We start from the raw sequence: 16,957 nt of genomic DNA, 5'->3' as shown, positions 1-16,957 counted from the left end.
AGAGGGGGAAGTCGTGCTGCCGGGGAGGATTCGCGAGGATCGTTACGGCTGGAAGGCCCAGTACGCGCCGTCCGGGTGCGGGACCCGGGCCAGTCCGTAGCGCTGGGACGGCCGGTGGCCGTGGCGCAGCAGCCCGTACAGGTCGGAGAGGACGGACCGGTGGTCGCCCGGGTAGGAGTGGCCCGTCAGGCCGGTGTCGAGCTCGGAGACGTCGACGGTGTCCAGGCCGGGCGCGACCACCACGCCCGGGCCGGCCTGGCCCGCCCGGGGGTGTTCGGCGAGGAGGCGGGAGGCGGCGAGCGCGCGGTCGTTGGCGGAGACGTAGAGGGTGCAGCCGCGCGCCTGGTTGACGATCCGGGGCACGAGCTGGCGGAACACCTCGGCGTCGACGTCGGGCGCGGTGAAGACGACCTGCCCGAGCCGGCCCGCGCCCTCGGGGAGCGCGGTGGTGTCCAGGTCGGCCAGCGCGTCGACGACCACCCGGTTGCCCATGCTGTGGGCGACGACGTGCAGTTCGTCGACGCCGGTGTCCGTCAGCACGTGCCGCAGGAACTCCTGGAAGTACGGGACGGCCCGGCGGGCGGCGTTGCCGTCGGCCGCGTAGTCGGTGACGGAGGCCTTGGACGGCCAGCTGTACAGCATGGGGAGGCCGGTGAAGTTCAGGTCGTAGGCGATCTGGGCGGCGCGGACGGCGGCGTCGGCGAAGGAGACGTTGTAGCCGTGGACGAACACCAGTGCCGATCGGGGGGTTTCGCCGTCCCCGGGGAGGTGGTGGCCATGGGCCCGCTCGGCGAACCCGGCGGCGGTGAGCGGGGTGACGTCGCCGAGCTGGGTGTCCCGGGCCGGGTTGGTGCGGAACCGCAGCCGCCACCAGCGGGGCTTCTCGACGGCGCCGATGCGGTGGTCGTCGGGGACGTTCACCAGGGCTTCCCCGTACGACAGTTGGCCGCGGTCGCCGCCGTAGGACGCGCTGGTGCCGTTCCCGCCGGCCGGCGCGCGGTCGGTGGCGTAGAGGACGGGGACGAGCAGCGAGCGCAGCGCCGTGCCCCAGGAGGGCGGGGGAGCGTCCGGGCCGAAACGCTCCTGGCCGTCGACGAGCGCGTCGAACGCGGCGACGAGGAGGTCGCCCAGGGGCGGGTAGGCCTCGAAGGCGGCGGCCACCGCCTGGGCGGCCTCCTCGACGGGATCGGCCCCGTCGGCCCCTTCGGTCCCGGCTGACGGCGCATCGCCGCGCGCGCTCTCCAGGGCGCGCAGCGCCACCAGGACCTCCGCCTCCAGACGCTCGCGCTCGGCCTCGGACAGGCTGTCGGGCACCTTCGGCCAGACCCGGGCGACGGCCGGCTCCAGCACCTCCCACATGTCCACCATCGTCCCCCACCTGGCTTGTTCACGACGTACCCGACGGCGTGACAACGCGACAACACGTGTCGAACCGGATCGCTCGCATCATAGGTCGTGGAGGGCTACGCGCGGGCGGTTCGCCCAGGTCCGGTGCCGGATCGGGCCACTGTCACGAACGCGTACCGGGGAGGATCTGAGGATGTATCAGAAATCGGAGCACGCCTGACGGTTGACAGGGCCGCGTGTTAGCTTCCGATCGTGTCCCCATCAACTCCGCTCCCGCTCCCGCTGGCCTTCGACACCGCCGGCCTCGAACCGCTCGACGAGGGCCGGTGGTTCGTCCCGGACACCTGGAACGACGTGGTGGTGCTGAGCGTGCGCGAGGCGCTGCCGCCCGCCCCCGTCTGGCTGGACGGGATCGAGGCGCTGCGGGTGACCCTGGCGCGCGGCCACGCCGCGGCCGGCGGATCGCTGCTGGAGGCGGCGGCGGTGTCGCTGGGCGGTGTTCCGGCGCTCTACACCCTGGTGTCCGAACGGCTGCCCGGCTCCCGCACCGGCTTCCGGTTCCGGGGCTCGTTCCTGCTCGCCAGGTCGACCGTCACCGCCGTGCTGACCGGCCAGTTCCAGGAGTCGGGCGTCACCGGCGTCCGCGAGTCGATGGTGCGCCTCAGGCTCGACCCGGCGGGGACGGACAGCGGCGGCCACCCGTACGACCCGGAGCTGCCGTACGAGCGCAGCCACGCCGCCGACTGGGACCCGATGTTCCCGAGGCACGCCCTCTCGCTGGCCCGGGCCTGGGCCCGGACGGTGTGCCGGACGGCCGTGGTGGCACCGGCGTTCGCCGCGCTGCCGCCGTACCGGGCCGCCTGAGGTGCCCGGACCGGCCGTCGGGGTTCCGGCGCCCTGGTCGGTCGGCGAGGTGGTCGCCGACCAGTACCGGGTGCTGCGGGTGCACACCGAGGGCGGCATGGGCGTGGTCTACCGGGTGCGGCACCTGGAGTGGGACGTCGACCTGGCGGTGAAGTGCCCGCGCCCCGAGCTGTTCGGCACGCCGGAGCAGCAGGAGCGGTTCGTCCGGGAGGCCGAGACCTGGGTGTCGCTCGGCCTGCACCCGCACGTCTGCGGCTGCCACTACGTGCGCGTCCTGGACGGGTTGCCACGGGTCTTCGCCGAGTACCTGCCGGGCGGCAGCCTGCGGGAGTGGATCGACGACCGGCGGCTCTACGGGGGCGGCCCGGCCGAGTCCACGGCCCGCATCCTGCGCCTGGCGGTGGAGACCGCCTGGGGCCTGCGGCACGCGCACGAGCGCGGCCTGGTGCACCAGGACGTCAAGCCCGCCAACGTCCTGCTGGACCTGGACGGCACCGCCAAGGTCACCGACTTCGGGCTGGCCCAGGCGCGCGCCACGGGCGGTGAACGGGTGTCCGGCGGTGGGATGACCATGGCGTACGCCTCGCCGGAGCAGGCCAGGCGCGAACCGCTGGACCACCGCACCGACCTGTACAGCTTCGCGGTGTCGGTGGTGGAGATGTTCACCGGCGAGGTGACCTGGCTGATGGGCCCGGTGGTCGGCGAGGCGCTGGCCTCCTACCGGGCGGGTGGCGGTCGCGGGTTCACGCCCGGCTCGACCTGGCGTCCGGAAGGGGACGGCCCGCCGCCGCTGCCGGAGCCGGTCGCCGAGCTGCTGGCCCGCTGCCTGCGCGAGCGCCCGGCCGACCGGCCCGCCTCGATGGCCGAGGTGGCCGACGAACTCGCCGACATCCACCACCGGTTGACGGGCCGGGCGATCGACCGCGGCGAGCCGCGCGAGGCCGAGCTGCGCGCCGACGAGCTCAACAACCGGGCCGTCTCGATGCTGGACCTGGGCCGCGCGCCGGAGGCCGAAGCCGCCTTCGGCGCGGCCCTGGCCGCCGACCCGCGCCACCCGGAGGCGACCTACAACTCCGGCCTGATGCGCTGGCGGCAGGGCGGCCTCACCGACGAGGACCTGCTCGCCGCCCTGGACGCGGCCAGGGCGGACGGCGGCGCCGCGCGGCTGGGGCCGCTGATCGAGGCGGTGCAGCGCGAACGCGGCGCCGTCGGCCCCGCCGCCGAGCCGACCACCTGGACCGTGCCCTGGTACGAGTACGAGCGCTGGACGGATTCGCCCTGGGACGGTGGCCGGACCCGGCGGGCGGCACCCGACATCGAGATCCGGCCCACCCCCGACGGCCGGCTGGCGCTCACGGCCTGCGACGGCGCCGTCAAGCTCTGGGAGGTGGCCACCGGCCGGTGCCTGCGGAAGCTGGACGAGCTGCGGCACACGGTGGACCTCGACGCCGAGGCACGGCGGGCCGTGGGCGTCGGCTCCGACGGCCTGGTCGGGCTGTTCGACCTCGGCGACGGCCGCTGCCTGCGGGTCTTCACCCCGTACTACCGGTCCGGCAGCACCACCGTCCGCTCGCTGCGGCTGCTCGTTGGGGCGGGCCTGGTGGTCGGCGGCACCAGCGACGGCACGGTCCTGGGCTGGGAGCTGACGACCGGCCGGGCCCGCTTCATCCTGGACGGCTTCTCGGGCGGCACCGTCGAGGCGACCGCGGACGGCCGGCTGCTGGTCTTCGACGGCCCCGAGGGAGTGGTCGCGGTGCGCGATCCAGCTGGCGCCGGTGAACAGGCCCCGCTGCTGGAACGCCGCTACGCGCACGAACCGTGCTGCCTCAGCCGGGACGGCCGCACCGTGGCCGCCGCCGTCGGCGACCGGCTCCGGGTGCACGGCCCGGGCCTCGACGCGGAGATCGCCGCCGGCCACGGCGCCGGGCACCGCCTCGCCCTGAGCCCCGACGGGCGGCTGCTGGCCGGCGGGGGCCTGGACGGCGCGGTCCGCCTCTGGGAGCCGGACACCGGCCGATGCCTGCGCACCTTCCGCGGGCACCGGGGCCACGTCGACGCCGTGATGTTCCTGGCCGACGGCAGGCACCTGCTCTCCGCCGGGCGGGACGGCACCGCCCGGCGCTGGCCGCTGCCCGAGCCCCACCCGGCCGCGGCACAGCTCAGCCGCCCCCGTCGGCACGCCGAACTGGACGACCTGAGCAGCCGGCTGGCCGCGCTGGTCGAGCGGGCCGGGCGGGAGCACGCGGCCGGCCGCTGCGCCGCCGCCCTCGACCTGCTGACCCGGGCCCGGGCCCTGCCCGGCCACGAGCGCGATCCCCGGGTGCTGACCGCCTGGCAGGAGCTGGCCCGCGACCGGCGGGTGACCCGCACCGGACTGCGGGCGGCCTGGCCCGCCCGGGTGCTGTACGAAGGCGCCTGGGGCGCGCCGGCCCTGGCACCGGACGGCCGGACGGTGGCCGTCCGGGTGTCCGGGGGCATCCAGCTGCTCGCTGCGGAGACCGGTGAGCGCGGGCCGCTGATCGAGGGCCTGTCGCGGGTGCACGGCAGGCTCCGCTTCGCCGGTGACGGCCGGACGGTGCTGTTCGCGGGCGGCGACGGGACCCTGGGCTCCTGGTCCGCGGCGACCGGTGCCCGGCTCAGCTCGGCCCGGCTCGCCCTGGGCGCGGGGACGGCCTCGTTCACCGCGGACGGGCGGTTCGTCCTGGCCCGTGGCGCCGACGACGGGATCCGGCTGTTCGAGACGGCCACCGGCGCCTGCCGCCGGACCCTGGAGGGCGACCACGGCCGGGGGCCCAACCTCTGGGGGCCCGCGCTCTGGCTCTCCCCCCACGGGCGCACCGCCGTCACCGCGGGCCCGAAGCACTCCATCGGGCTCTGGGACGTCCCCACCGGCCGCCGCCTGCGGGAGTTCCACGGCCACACCGCCACCGTGACCGAGCTGCTGGTCGACGCCGACCGCGGACTGCTGCTCTCCGGCTGCGGCCAGGACCGCGCGATCCGCGTCTGGGACCTGCGCACCGGGGCCTGTCTGCGGGTCCTCGACGACCAGCCGGGCGGCACCGGGGCGCTCCGACTGAGCCCGGACGGGCGGTTCGTGCTGTCGCTCGGCGAGGACGACGGCGCGCTGCGGGTGTGGGAGCTCGGCACCGGCCGCTGCCTGCGGGTGCTGGCCGGCCGTCCGGCCGGCTTCTCCGGGGTCGAACCGGGCCCGGACGGCGGCTCGGCGGTGTGCGTCCGCGGTGACGGTTCCGTTCAACTCTGGTGCCTGGACTGGGAGCTGGCGGTCCGTCGGCAATCATGACGGGAGCGTCGAGGAGAGAGGGGAGGCCGTCGTGTGGTTCGGCCGTAAGCGCAACAAGAAGGCGTCCGAGAAGGCGTCTGCGAAGGCGTCCGGGAAGGCCGGGAGCGACCTGGCGCCGCTGACCCGGGCGATCATGGAGCTGAGCGGCGACCCGGGGCTGGACAGCCGGGTCGCCCGGCAGGAGCGGCAGGCGCGGTCCGGCGATGCCGAGGCCCTGATCCGTCTGGGGGCCCGGCTGCTCGACGAGGGCCGTGACGCCGAGGCCGAACAGCAGTTCCGCCGCGCCGCCGAGCTCGGCGAACCGCTGGCCATGCACAACCTGTCCGTGGTGCTGGGGAAGGCCGGCCGGGCCGCCGAGGCCGCGTCCTGGCAGCAGCGCGCCGCCGAACTCGACTGCGCTCCCGCCATGGTCGGCGCCGGCTTCCGCGCCGTCGACGAGAACCGCCTGGCCGACGCCGAGCGGTGGTTCCGCGGAGCGGCGGAACAGGGCGAGGACCAGGCCGCGTACATCCTGGGCGTGCTGCTGTCCGAGGCGGGCCGCACCGCCGAGGCCGAGCGGTGGCTGCGGGCCGCCGCCGACAAGAAGAACGCGGAGGCGATGTACTCGCTGGCGTACCTGGTGCAGGGGGCCGGACGCGAGCCCGAGGCCGAGCTCTGGTACCGGCGGGCCGCCGACGAGGGGCACCCGCAGGCGATGAACAACCTGGGCACCGTCCTGCGCTACAGCGACCGGGTGGCCGAGGCGCAGGAGTGGTTCCGTCGCTCGGCGGAGGCGGGCGAGCCGATGGGCATGCTCAACCTCGGCGAACTGCTGGAGGCCGGCTCGCCCGAGCGGGCCGCCGAGTGGTACCGGCAGGCCGCCCGACGGGGATCGGCGAAGGCGCAGCGGCATCTGACGCGGATGGCGGAGCAGGGCCCGGGGCGGCCCGCATGAGCGAGGCCACGGTCGTCCTGCACCAGGTGGGCGGCCCCGGGACCGGCGACGAGCACGTCTTCACCGAGCGCACCACCTGCCTGCTCGGCCGGGCCGCCGAGTGCATGCCGCGGCTGCCGGACGACGAGCGCCACCGCACCGTCTCCCGGCACCACTGCCTGCTCGACATCAACCCGCCCGACATCCGGATCCGCGACTTCGGCAGCCTCAACGGGACGTACGTCAACGGGAGGAAGATCGGCCAGCGCGCCCGGAACCAGAGCCCGGAGGAGGGCGCGGCACTCGACCTCCCCGAGCACGACCTGGCCGACGGCGACGAGATCCGGATCGGCGACACCGTCTTCCGGGTCGGCCGGTCCGCCCCCACCCTGCGCCTGCGACCGGCCCGCTGCGCCGCCTGCGGCCGGGACACGGCGGACGAGGCCGACGGCCGGGACGGCAGCTACGTCTGCGCGACCTGCCGGGCCGAGCCCGGCATGGTGCTGCGGCAACTGCTCGCCCTGGCCCGCCAGGGCGGCGGGGCCGTCGCCTCGCTCGCCGACTACGAACTGTCGGCCCAGCTCGGCCGCGGCGGGATGGGCACCGTCCACCTGGCCCGCCACCGGGGGACGGGCCGGGAGGTGGCACTGAAACTGATGCTGCCCAAGGTGGCGGCGAGCACCCGGGCGCGGGCCCTGTTCCTGCGCGAGGTCGCCGTCACCCGCACCCTGCACCACCCGAACATCGTCACCCTGCACGAGGTCGGGTTCGCCGGCGGCACCTTCTTCTTCACCCTCGAGTACTGCCGCGGCGGCAGCGTCGAGGACCTGCTGGGCCGACGCGGCGGGCGACTGCCGGCTGGCGAGGCCGTACCGCTCGCCCTCCAGGCGCTGTCGGGACTGGCCCACGCCCACGCGGCCGGCGTGGTCCACCGCGACCTCAGCCCGGGCAACCTGCTGCTCGACCACGGGCCGGACGGCCGCCCGGTGGCGAAGGTGGCGGACTTCGGCCTGGCCAAGGCCTTCGACCAGGCGGGCCTCAGCGGCCTGACCCGCACCGGCACCACGGCCGGCAAGCCCTCCTGTATGCCCCGCCAACAGATCGTCAACTTCGGCTCCGCCACCCCGGAGGTCGACGTCTGGGGGCTGGCCGCCTGCCTCTACAGGATGCTGACCGGCCGCTACCCCCGCCCGTTCCCGCCCGGCACCGACCCATGGCAGGTCGTCCTGCAGACCCCGGCCACCCCGCTGCGGGAGGTGGCGCCGCACCTCCCGCGCCGCCTCGCCGAGGTGGTCGACCAGGCCCTGCGGGAGCAGCCGGCGATCGGTTTCCCGGACGCCGCCGCCTTCGCGGCCGCGCTACGGGAGGTGCTCTGACCGGCCCGCCCCCGGCACCCGGGGCGGCCGCTACCGCTCGTAGACCATCTCGGGGAAGCGCGGCGACGGGCCGTCCAGGAGGTGGTCGTCGTGGCCGCGCAGCCAGCGGTCGAAGAACGACGCGACGTACGAGCGGGTGGCCGACACCGCGCGGTCCGGGGGGACGTCGCCGACGGCGCCGGTCAGGTCCGTCCCGCTGATCGCGCCCTGGCGGGCGAGCTGGGGCAGCAGGGACTGCGCGTCGGTGTAGGAGCCGTGGCGGGAGCCGGTGAGGGTCACGTCGGCGTGCCAGCCGGTGCTGTGCCGCCACAGGGCGTCCCACCCGGGCTGCCGGTGGTAGCTGCCGGATTCGGGGTCCTGGGTGCCCATGAGCAGGAAGGGCCGGGTGAGGCCGTCCTCGGCGGCGGTGGGCAGGGGCAGTTGGACCCCGGAGCCGTCCGGGTTGGAGAAGTGCAGCTGGCCGTCGAGGTTGACGCCGGCCTTGAGGCGCGGATCGTCGTGCATGGTCTGGAGGGCCGCGGAGCCGCCGCCGGAGTGGTCGACCATGCCGATCCGGTCGAGGTCGAGGGAGGCGGCGAGGCCGGCCGGCAGCCGCTCGTCGTGGCGCAGCCCGGCGAGCCGGTCCAGGACGGAGCGGGTGTCGTCGACCCGGCTCTGCAGCATCCTGCGCAGGAGGGCGCTCATGTCGAGGCCGGGCTGGGCCAGCAGCGCGGGGAAGACGGAGGTGGCGAGGTCCCCGTCGGGGAAGGCGACCTCGGAGGCCTCGTAGGTGTGGTCGACGGTGACGACGACGTAGCCGCGCGAGGCGAGGTCCTCCACCAGGCCGGTGCCCCAGGTGCGCGGGTCCCCGAAGCCCGCCGAGTACAGCACGACGGGCCGCTTGCCACCGGGGAGGGCGGGCGCGTCGGCGCGGGCGTGGGTGCGGATGCCCGCCCAGTCGGTGCGGCCGGGCTCGAAGCGGTAGTCGCTCTGGCCGACGCTCCCGGCGCTGCCGAAGTGGTCGGCGGCGGCGGGGACCATGTACGGTGCGCGGTCGTCGCCGGTGGCGGCCCGGGCGGTCGGGTACCAGAGGCTGATCATCAGCTTGCGGTGCTGCCCGGGCTTCCAGGGGTCGTCCCGGCGGTCGTCCGTCAGCTGCAGGGACGTCGTGCCGACCGGGTACGGCCCGGTGGGCTGCGGCAGCCAGGCCCTGGCCTGCTGCCCGGCGCCCGGCCCCGGCGCCGCCACCGCGCCCGGCGCGCCGACCACGCCCAACGTCACCGTCGCCGCCAGCAGCACCGCCGCCACGGCCCGTCCTCGCCCGCTCATCGTCGTCTCCCCCTCGTTCGGTTTCCGTCGTCGCATTCGACACGGGCGACGGTACGGGCGGGGCGGGGCGGACGCCGTCATCCAGGGGCGCCAAGTCCGCTGTAGTACCCCGGTATGACGGGGCGTTCCGGAGTGTCAGGTGATTCCCCGGTTTCCACCGCTCCGTCCGCTGCCGAGGGCCTCCGGTGGGGCGGCCGCCGTGCGGGGGAGGCATACGGTGAACACCGAGCCGGTGCCGGGGGTGCTGGCCGCGTGGACGGCGCCGCCGTGGAGTTCGGCGAGTTTGCGGACGATGGCGAGGCCGAGGCCGCTGCCGCCGCTCTGGCGGTTGCGGGACTTCTCCGCGCGCCAGAACCGTTCGAAGACCAGCGGCAGGTCCGCCGGGGCGATGCCGTTGCCGGTGTCGGCGACCTCGATGAGCAGGGCGTGGGCCTCGGGCCGGGTCCGCAGGGTGACGGTGCCGCCCGCCGGGGTGTGGCGGACGGCGTTGGCCACCAGGTTGCCGACCATCTGGCGCAGGCGTACCGGGTCGGCGGACAGCTCGTACTCGGCCGTGGCCGTGGCCGTGTCCGTGTCGACGACCAGGGTCACGCCCGACGCCTGCGCCAGGGCGCCGTGCGCGGTGGCGGCCTGGGCGAGCAGGTCCTCGGCGTCCACGGGCTCGCGGTGCAGGGCGAGTTCGCCGGCGTCGGCGGCGGCGAGGTCCCGCAGGTCGTCGATCAGGTGCTGGAGCAGCAGGGCCTCCTCCAGCAGCGAACTCGTCAGGGCGCCGTCGGCGGTGACGACGCCGTCCTCGACGGCCTCCAGCCAGCCGCGGATGTTGCTCAGCGGGGTCCGCAGCTCGTGCGCGATGTCGCCCACCATCGCCCGGCGCAGCTCCTCCAGCTGTTCGCGGCGCTCCGCCATGGCGTTGAAGGCGGCGGCGAGTCCGGCGATCTCGTCCCGGCCGGTCGCGGTCACCCGGGCGGAGAGGTCCCCGTCGGCCATCCGCCGGGCGGCCCGGGTGAGGGCGTTCAGCGGCCGGGAGAGCCGCAGGCCGACCGCCGTGGTGATCGCCACGGTGACGGCCAGCACCAGCGCGGCGACCTCGACGACCCGGCCGCGGTGGGGCGCGGACAGGACGGGGGCCGGCTCCGCCGTGCCGGAGGGCGCGCCGACGAACAGCAGCACGGGCGGAGCCACGTACCGGACGAGCTGCTGGCGACGGGAGTTGGCGAGGCAGGCGGAGACCACCTGGTCCTGCTCCCGGTCGCGGGACGGGGTCCACTGCAGCGACAGGGACAGCTGGACGGGCCGGATCCGCTGGCGCTCCAGGCAGGCGTTGACCAGCCCGGTGAGGTCGGCGAGAGCGGCGCTCTCGGTGCCGGTCGGGGCGTCCAGCACCTGCGGCGGCGCGCAGCGCACACCCGAGGCCGCCTGGCCGCCGGGGACGTTCACCACGGGGCGCCCGGCGGCGTCGTCGGTGACGGTCGCCTCGACGCCCAGGGCCGACCGCAGGCAGTCGGCCCGGGTCCGGGCGGCCTCCTCCATGGCGGCGCGCTCGGCGGCCGTCATCCGGAACGGGCCCACGGCGCGGGCGTCGATCCGGTCGGCGGGGGCGTCGGGCAGCATCGCGAGGTCGACCGAGAGCGGGTCGACGGTGGTGGTGGGCGTACGGGGCAGGGCTGTTCGGCCGGCGGCGGGGTCCGGGGCGGCGGTGGCCGAGGGGGCCGCGGCGGGTGTGGCCGCCGCCGAGTCGATGACCGGCTCGAAGCGCGGCGTGGCCAGCAGGATGCGCTGCCCGGTGTCGGCCGCGAGCCTCCGGACGGTCGGCTCCGCGCCCGTCCAGTCGGGGTGGGTCGCGGCGTAGCCGAGCAGTTCGTGGTAGATCCGGACCTGGTCCGCGAGGACCTGGTGCTGCTCCTGCCGGATCGCGCCCGTCGTGGTGCGGGCCGTCAGCCAGGCCGTCGCGGCGATGGAGCAGAGGGAGACCAGGGCGGAGAGGGCGAGCAGCCGGAGCAGCAGCGTCCGGCGGGGAGGGGCGTCACGACGCACCGTGCGGCTCCTCGGCGAGCTTGTAGCCGATGCCGTAGACCGTCAGGAGCCGGGTGGGGCGCCGTGGTTGGGGCTCGATCTTGCGGCGCAGGTTCATCACGTGGGTGTCGACGGTCCGGGTGGTGATGTACCGGTCGATGCCGTGCAGGTGCTCCAGCAGCTGGGCGCGGGTGAAGACCCGGCCGGGCTGGGCGGCCAGCACCTCCAGCAGCCGGAACTCGCCGGGGGTGCAGCTGACGGGCCGTCCGTCGGCGGTGATCTCGTGGCGCAGCGGGTCGACGGTGAGGGCCCCGGCGGTCAGCACGCCCGGCGGCGGCGCGGTCGGCGTGGCCGGGGGCGTGGCGGAGTCCAGGGGCAGGGACTGGGGCAGGGGCCGGGAGCCGCGGCGCAGCAGGGCGCGGACCCGGGCGACGAGTTCCCGGGGGCTGTACGGCTTGGTGAGGTAGTCGTCGGCGCCGAGGTCGAGGCCGAGCAGCAGGTCCTCCTCGGCGGTGCGGGCGGTCAGCATCAGCACCGGGACGGCGGATTCGACGCGCAGGGCGCGGCAGACGTCGAGCCCGTCCATGACGGGCATCATCACGTCGAGGACCAGGAGCTGGGTCGGGCCTCGGCGGGCCTCCTCCAGCGCGGAGCGGCCGTCGTGGACGACGACGACGTGATGACCCTCCCGTTCCAGGTACAGCCGGACCAGGTCCGCCTGCTTGGGATCGTCCTCGGCAACCACGACGTGTGCGCACATGACCATGATCGTAAAGCGCCTTCGGAGGGCACCCCCACCGGTTCGGGACGGCCTCCCGACAAGTTCCTGACATCTCCGGACCAGGGTGGGGGAGTCCGCCGGGGCAGGTGCCCCGGACCCTGCTGCGAAAGGCGCCCGCCTGATGCCCTCCTCCCGTCCGGTGTCCCTCACCGCCCGCGCCCTCGGGGCGGCCCTGCTGCTCTCCACCGTCCCCGCCGTCGCGGCGACGGCCGCCACCCAGGGGCCGACCCCCGCCGCCGCCACGGCCGTTCCCGCCGCCGCGCCCACCGTCACGGCGGCGGAGGTGATGCCGCACCTCCAGGCCCTGCAACGGATCGCGGACCACAACGGCGGCAACCGCGCGCACGGCACCCGGGGGTACGCGGAGTCGGTGGCGTACGTGAAGCGGGCGCTGGACCGGGCCGGCTTCCAGACGCAGCTGCGCCGCTTCTCCCACGACGGCAAGGACGGCTACAACCTGATCGCCGACTGGCCGGGTGGCGACCCGAACCACGTGCTGCTCTCCGGCGCCCACCTGGACAGCGTCCCGATGGGCCCGGGGATCAACGACAACGGCTCCGGCTCGGCGGCCGTCCTGACCACCGCCCTCCAGGTCGCCAAGGCCGGGCTGAAGCCCGAGCGGCACCTGCGCTTCGCCTGGTGGGGAGCGGAGGAGGCGGGGCTGGTGGGCTCGGCGGACTACGTCAAGAACCTGTCCGAGGGTGACCGCAAGGCCATCGACCTGTACCTCAACCTCGACCAGGCGGGCAGCAAGAACCTCCAGCAGTACCTCGTGGTGAAGGACGAGAAGAACGGCGGGGCCGCGGCCTTCAAGGCCTTCGAGAACTGGTTCGGCAGCCGGGGCTTCGCCACCTTCGACATCCCGCTGGACAGCTCCGACACCGAGTCGTTCGGGAAGGCCGGCATCCCGACGTCCGGCTTCAGCAGCGGCGTCTCGGACTGCCTCCACAGCGCGTGCGACGACCTCGCCAACGTCGACCCCGCGACGCAGGCGACCAGCACCAACGCGCTGATCGGCGTGGTGTGGCAGTACGCCGCCTCCGCTGCCACGGCCCGACCCTGATTCCCCGTCGTCTCCAGGAGCCACAGATGCGCGCACCACTGAGCCACCACCGCCGTAAGGCCGCCACCCTGGTCGCGGCCGCCACCGCCCTCGGCGTCGCCCTGACCGCCGCCCCCGCGGGAGCGGCCGGCATCGGGGACCCGTACTTCCCCGAGGACGGCAACACCGGCTACGACGTGGCGAACTACGACGTCCGGATCGCCTACGACCCGGCGCACCCCGACCGGTTGGACGGTGACACCACCGTCACCGCCCGGGCCCTGCGCCCGCTCGACCGCCTCTCCCTGGACCTGAAGGGCTTCCAGGTCGCCTCGGTCACCGTGAACGGCGCCCCGGCCAAGTCGTTCTCCCGTTCCGGCGAGCACAAGCTGGACATCGAGCCCGCCCGCCGGGTGGCCGGCGGCGCCACCTTCGCCGTACGGGTCGTGTACGCGGGCAAGCCCGACCCCGAGGGCTGGCACCAGCTGGTGTCCGGCGGCGTCAACGCGATGGGCGAGCCGCACTCGGCGACCTCCTGGTTCCCGTCCAACGACCACCCGTCCGACAAGGCCACCTTCTCGCTCACCGCGACCGTCCCCGACGGCTGGACGGCTATCGGCAACGGCCGGCCCGGCCCGACCACCGGCAAGGACGGCTCGACGACCTTCCGCTGGCGCGAGGACAAGCCGATGGCGACGTACCTCAGCACCGTCGCCATCGACAGGTTCACCGTCCACCGCTCGGAACTGGCCGACGGGACACCGGTCATCACCGCCTACGGCCCGGACGTGCCGATCGACGACGTGGCCAAGGCGACGGAGGCCCAGCAGCCGGAGATCATCGCCTTCCTGGCCTCCAGGTTCGGCCCGTACCCGTTCTCCTCCGCGGGCGCCATCGTCCGCAGCTGGACCAAGGAGTCGGGTACCGGCGCGCCGGACCTGGAGACCCAGAGCCGGCCCACCTACACCAACTACTTCTGGGACGCCGCGGCGGTCCACGAGATCTCCCACCAGTGGTTCGGCGACAGCGTCTCGTTCACCGACTGGCGCGACGGCTGCATCGCCGAATGCGTCGCCCAGTACGCCAACCAGCTGTGGGACGAACACCAGGGCAGCGACCTCGACACCGGCTTCTACGCCCCCACCGTCCAGGAGAACCGGAACAAGCCGGAGTTCTGGTCCACCAAGCTGTACGACCCCGGCCAGGGCAAGGAACTCGCCCCGGCCCTCTACTTCAAGGGCTCGCTGATGATGCACGCCCTGCGGCGCACCGTCGGGGACGACGCGTTCTTCGGCACCCTCAAGCGCTGGACCGCCGACCACGCCTACGGCAACGCCTCCTTCCCCCAGTTCGAGGCCCTCGCCGCGAAGGTCTCCGGCAAGGACCTCAAGGGCTTCTTCGACGCCTGGGCCCACGGCACGACGATCCCCCCGCAGCAGTACCTCTACCCCGGCTCCCTGGCCCCGCCGGCCGGCCGGTAGCAGCCCGCCGACGACCGTGCCCGCGGAGGGGCTGTCCCGCTCGGGGACAGCCCCTCCGTCGTGGTGCGGCAGCGGCGACGGTCCAGGCCGTGCCGGTGGGCTGTTTTCTGCCAAATTGGTCTCTACCATTGCCCTGAATCCGGGATTCCGGAAGGCTCGCCGCCGAGCGCCGGGAAGCGGACTCCGGCGTTCTCGCCCGAGGGAGGATCCACCGAGATGGCATTGCGCACTGCGGTTTCCACCATGGCCCTGGCCGGACTGCTGACGGTTGCGGGTGGCCTGGCGGCCGCTCCCGCCGCCCAGGCGTCCACGACGAGGACGACCGGATACACCTACATCGGCATGTACCCGAGCGGCGCCGCGTGCGACGCCGCCGGCCGGGCCTACGTGGCCCGCGGGGAGGCGGTCAGCTACTTCTGCGACGTGGCCCCGACCACGGCCCGGCTCTCGGTCTGGTTCTACTGAGACCGCCTGCCGGGGGCCGTACGGGGTCCGGGCTGACGTCCGCCGCGGCGGGTGTCCGGCGGTGTGACTCCGGCTGAACCGGCAGGTCCGGGTGAGGAGCCGGGGGCGTTCGCGGCGGAGTTCTTCGCTCCGCCGCGGCGCTCGACCTCCGGCGGTGGGCCCGCCGCCGGAGCGGCAGCCGTACCCCCTGGCCGTTTGCCTGTCCGGGTGGCCTTTTACCATCGTGTCGGATTCTCCGACGGACGGTGCCGCCCGCTCGGCCGCTGCGGCCGGGGCTCGCCGTCCGACACCCACACGGCACCACGACTCCACCGCAGACGCTGGAGTCGTGCATCTAGGAGGAACGTTCATGCAAGCCCGGAAGATCGGCGCGGTCGCCGCGACAGCGGTGGCAGTCCTGGCGGCCCGCGACCTCGTCCAGAAGAGGCACGCGCTCCTCCGGAACTTCCCGGTGGTCGGCCACGCCCGCTACCTCCTGGAGACGATCGGGCCGGAGCTGCGGCAGTACATCGTGACCTCCAACGAGGAGGAGCGCCCCTTCAGCCGTGACCAGCGCACCTGGATCTACGCGTCGGCGAAGGAGGAGAACAACTACTTCGGCTTCGGCACCGAGGTCGACGTCGAGCACGTCCAGGGGCACGCCTACCTGAAGCAGCGCACCTTCGCCGGTGCCCTCCCCGACGCCCACGATCCGCAGGCACCGCTGCCCTCGGCCAAGGTGCTGGGCGGGCCGCGCGGCCGCGCCAAGGCCTTCCGGCCGGCCAGCGTGGTGAACATCTCGGCGATGAGCTTCGGCTCGCTCTCCGGCGCGGCCGTCACGGCGCTCAACAAGGGCGCGGCGCTGGCGGGCACGATGCACAACACCGGCGAGGGCGGCCTCTCGCCGTACCACCGCAACGGCGGTGACCTCGTCCTCCAGCTCGGGACGGCGTACTTCGGCTGCCGGGACGAGAACGGCGCCTTCAACCTCGACAAGCTCAAGGAGGTCGTCGCCGGCGCCCCGGTCAAGGCGATAGAGATCAAGCTCTCCCAGGGCGCCAAGCCGGGGCTGGGCGGCATGCTGCCGGGCGCGAAGGTGACCCCGGAGATCGCCGGGATCCGCGGCATCCCGGTCGGCCAGGACTGCGCCTCTCCGTCGCGGCACACCGCGTTCGGCGACGTCGACTCGATGCTGGACTTCGTCGAGCTGATCGCCACCGAGACCGGCCTGCCGGTCGGGGTCAAGAGCGCGGTGGGGGAGGCGGGCTTCTGGCAGGAGCTCGCCACGCTGATGGCTCGCGGCGACCGCGGGGTCGACTTCGTGACGGTCGACGGCGGCGAGGGCGGCACCGGCGCGGCGCCGCGGATGTTCGCCGACTCGGTGTCGCTGCCGTTCCGGATGGGCTTCTCCCGGGTCTACGGCACCTTCGCCGAGCTGGGGCTGACCGACGACCTGACCTTCATCGGCTCCGGCAAGCTCGGCCTGCCGGAGAACGCCGCGGTCGCCTTCGCCCTGGGCGCCGACATGATCAACGTGGCCCGGGAGGCGATGCTGTCGATCGGCTGCATCCAGGCGCAGAAGTGCCACACCGACAAGTGCCCCACCGGCATCGCGACCCAGAACGCGTGGCTCGCCCGCGGCCTGGAGCCGACGTCGAAGGCCGACCGGGCCGCCGCCTACCTGCGCACCCTGCGCAAGGAGCTGATGAAGGTCTCGTCGGCCGTCGGCGTCGCCCACCCGGCGCTCATCACCGCCGACGACATCGAGATCCTGAACGGCGACTACGAGGCCCGCACCCTGGCCGGCGTGTACGGCTACAAGGAGGGCTGGGGCGAGCTCGGCCCGGAGCTGGCCGAGGAGATCACGGCGCTGATGACGGCCGGGCCGGCCGTCTGATCCACCCTGCCGACCCCCGTCGGCCGGCGTCAGGTCGACCGCGACCCGGAGCGCTGACCGTACGGGGGTTCGGCGCTCCCCGGGGGATTGGTCCAGACCTTAAATGGTCCAGACCTATTGACGGGCCCCGCCGCCCCTCCTACGATCCGGACCGGCACAGCCCCACATGTCCCCCCACCTCACCCAAGCC

General features: G+C 74.5%; 12 protein-coding genes. 8 read left to right on the top strand and 4 right to left on the bottom strand.

Annotation, left to right across the window (positions count from 1 at the left end; translation table 11 throughout):
- Positions 1-42: 42 nt before the first annotated feature.
- Positions 43-1,368 (bottom strand): alpha/beta hydrolase, encoded by a 1,326-nt coding sequence (locus tag ACWDD9_RS07195; RefSeq protein WP_449811038.1) that lies wholly within the window; start codon positions 1,366-1,368, stop codon positions 43-45.
- A gap of 231 nt (positions 1,369-1,599) precedes the next feature.
- On the opposite strand from ACWDD9_RS07195, the gene ACWDD9_RS07190 reads away from it, so the two are divergent.
- Genes ACWDD9_RS07190 through ACWDD9_RS07175 form a run of 4 tightly spaced genes read left to right on the top strand, consistent with a single transcriptional unit; the run spans position 1,600 to position 7,801 of the window.
- The gene (locus tag ACWDD9_RS07190; protein WP_074002787.1) at positions 1,600-2,211 is read left to right on the top strand and encodes a hypothetical protein; all 612 of its coding nucleotides are present in this window, start codon (positions 1,600-1,602) and stop codon (positions 2,209-2,211) included.
- Between the two features lies 1 nt (position 2,212).
- Positions 2,213-5,512 carry a serine/threonine-protein kinase gene (locus ACWDD9_RS07185; protein ID WP_449811037.1) on the top strand — a complete coding sequence of 1,100 codons (3,300 nt, stop codon included), beginning with the start codon at positions 2,213-2,215 and terminating at the stop codon, positions 5,510-5,512.
- A 31-nt stretch (positions 5,513-5,543) separates the two neighbouring features.
- The gene (locus ACWDD9_RS07180; RefSeq protein WP_449811036.1) at positions 5,544-6,446 is read left to right on the top strand and encodes a tetratricopeptide repeat protein; all 903 of its coding nucleotides are present in this window, start codon (positions 5,544-5,546) and stop codon (positions 6,444-6,446) included.
- Positions 6,443-7,801: a protein kinase domain-containing protein gene (locus ACWDD9_RS07175; protein ID WP_449811035.1), complete on the top strand. Its 1,359-nt coding sequence runs from the start codon at positions 6,443-6,445 to the stop codon at positions 7,799-7,801. The genes ACWDD9_RS07180 and ACWDD9_RS07175 overlap by 4 nt, the downstream gene beginning before the upstream one ends.
- A 30-nt stretch (positions 7,802-7,831) precedes the next feature.
- On the opposite strand, the gene ACWDD9_RS07170 is transcribed toward ACWDD9_RS07175, so the two are convergent.
- The 3 genes from ACWDD9_RS07170 to ACWDD9_RS07160 all read right to left on the bottom strand — a co-directional run bounded on the left by ACWDD9_RS07170 (position 7,832) and on the right by ACWDD9_RS07160 (position 11,882).
- Positions 7,832-9,109 (bottom strand): alpha/beta hydrolase family protein, encoded by a 1,278-nt coding sequence (locus ACWDD9_RS07170; RefSeq protein WP_449811034.1) that lies wholly within the window; start codon positions 9,107-9,109, stop codon positions 7,832-7,834.
- Between the two features lie 135 nt (positions 9,110-9,244).
- A complete protein-coding gene (locus ACWDD9_RS07165) occupies positions 9,245-11,143 on the bottom strand; it encodes a sensor histidine kinase (protein WP_449811033.1) in 1,899 nt (632 codons plus the stop codon).
- On the bottom strand, positions 11,133-11,882 hold the full coding sequence (locus tag ACWDD9_RS07160; RefSeq protein WP_449811032.1) for a response regulator transcription factor: 750 nt from the start codon (positions 11,880-11,882) through the stop codon (positions 11,133-11,135). Before ACWDD9_RS07160 ends, ACWDD9_RS07165 begins: the two co-directional genes overlap by 11 nt.
- A 142-nt stretch (positions 11,883-12,024) precedes the next feature.
- On the opposite strand from ACWDD9_RS07160, the gene ACWDD9_RS07155 reads away from it, so the two are divergent.
- The 4 genes from ACWDD9_RS07155 (at position 12,025) to ACWDD9_RS07140 (ending at position 16,767) form a co-directional block, all read left to right on the top strand.
- A complete protein-coding gene (locus ACWDD9_RS07155; RefSeq protein WP_449811031.1) occupies positions 12,025-12,966 on the top strand; it encodes a M20/M25/M40 family metallo-hydrolase in 942 nt (313 codons plus the stop codon).
- A 26-nt stretch (positions 12,967-12,992) separates the two neighbouring features.
- On the top strand, positions 12,993-14,426 hold the full coding sequence (locus tag ACWDD9_RS07150; protein ID WP_449811030.1) for a M1 family metallopeptidase: 1,434 nt from the start codon (positions 12,993-12,995) through the stop codon (positions 14,424-14,426).
- 216 nt (positions 14,427-14,642) lie between these two features.
- The gene (locus ACWDD9_RS07145; RefSeq protein ID WP_049651741.1) at positions 14,643-14,891 is read left to right on the top strand and encodes a hypothetical protein; all 249 of its coding nucleotides are present in this window, start codon (positions 14,643-14,645) and stop codon (positions 14,889-14,891) included.
- 349 nt (positions 14,892-15,240) lie between these two features.
- Complete coding sequence (locus ACWDD9_RS07140) at positions 15,241-16,767, top strand: FMN-binding glutamate synthase family protein (RefSeq protein ID WP_449811029.1); 1,527 nt, start codon at positions 15,241-15,243, stop codon at positions 16,765-16,767.
- Positions 16,768-16,957 lie beyond the last annotated feature (190 nt).

The organism is Kitasatospora sp. NPDC001119 (genome assembly GCF_053598475.1).
Note: the sequence above shows the minus strand (reverse complement) of the source record. Positions and strands in the feature narration are given on the sequence as shown.

Bases quoted from the DNA above. Each gene is read 5' to 3' on its own strand.
- ACWDD9_RS07145 (WP_049651741.1), top strand. From the start codon at position 14,643: ATGGCATTGCGCACTGCGGTTTCCACCATGGCCCTGGCCGGACTGCTG.
- ACWDD9_RS07155 (WP_449811031.1), top strand. From the start codon at position 12,025: ATGCCCTCCTCCCGTCCGGTGTCCCTCACCGCCCGCGCCCTCGGGGCG.
- ACWDD9_RS07175 (WP_449811035.1), top strand. From the start codon at position 6,443: ATGAGCGAGGCCACGGTCGTCCTGCACCAGGTGGGCGGCCCCGGGACC.
- ACWDD9_RS07140 (WP_449811029.1), top strand. From the start codon at position 15,241: ATGCAAGCCCGGAAGATCGGCGCGGTCGCCGCGACAGCGGTGGCAGTC.
- ACWDD9_RS07170 (WP_449811034.1), bottom strand. From the start codon at position 9,109: ATGAGCGGGCGAGGACGGGCCGTGGCGGCGGTGCTGCTGGCGGCGACG.
- ACWDD9_RS07160 (WP_449811032.1), bottom strand. From the start codon at position 11,882: ATGTGCGCACACGTCGTGGTTGCCGAGGACGATCCCAAGCAGGCGGAC.
- ACWDD9_RS07195 (WP_449811038.1), bottom strand. From the start codon at position 1,368: ATGGTGGACATGTGGGAGGTGCTGGAGCCGGCCGTCGCCCGGGTCTGG.
- ACWDD9_RS07150 (WP_449811030.1), top strand. From the start codon at position 12,993: ATGCGCGCACCACTGAGCCACCACCGCCGTAAGGCCGCCACCCTGGTC.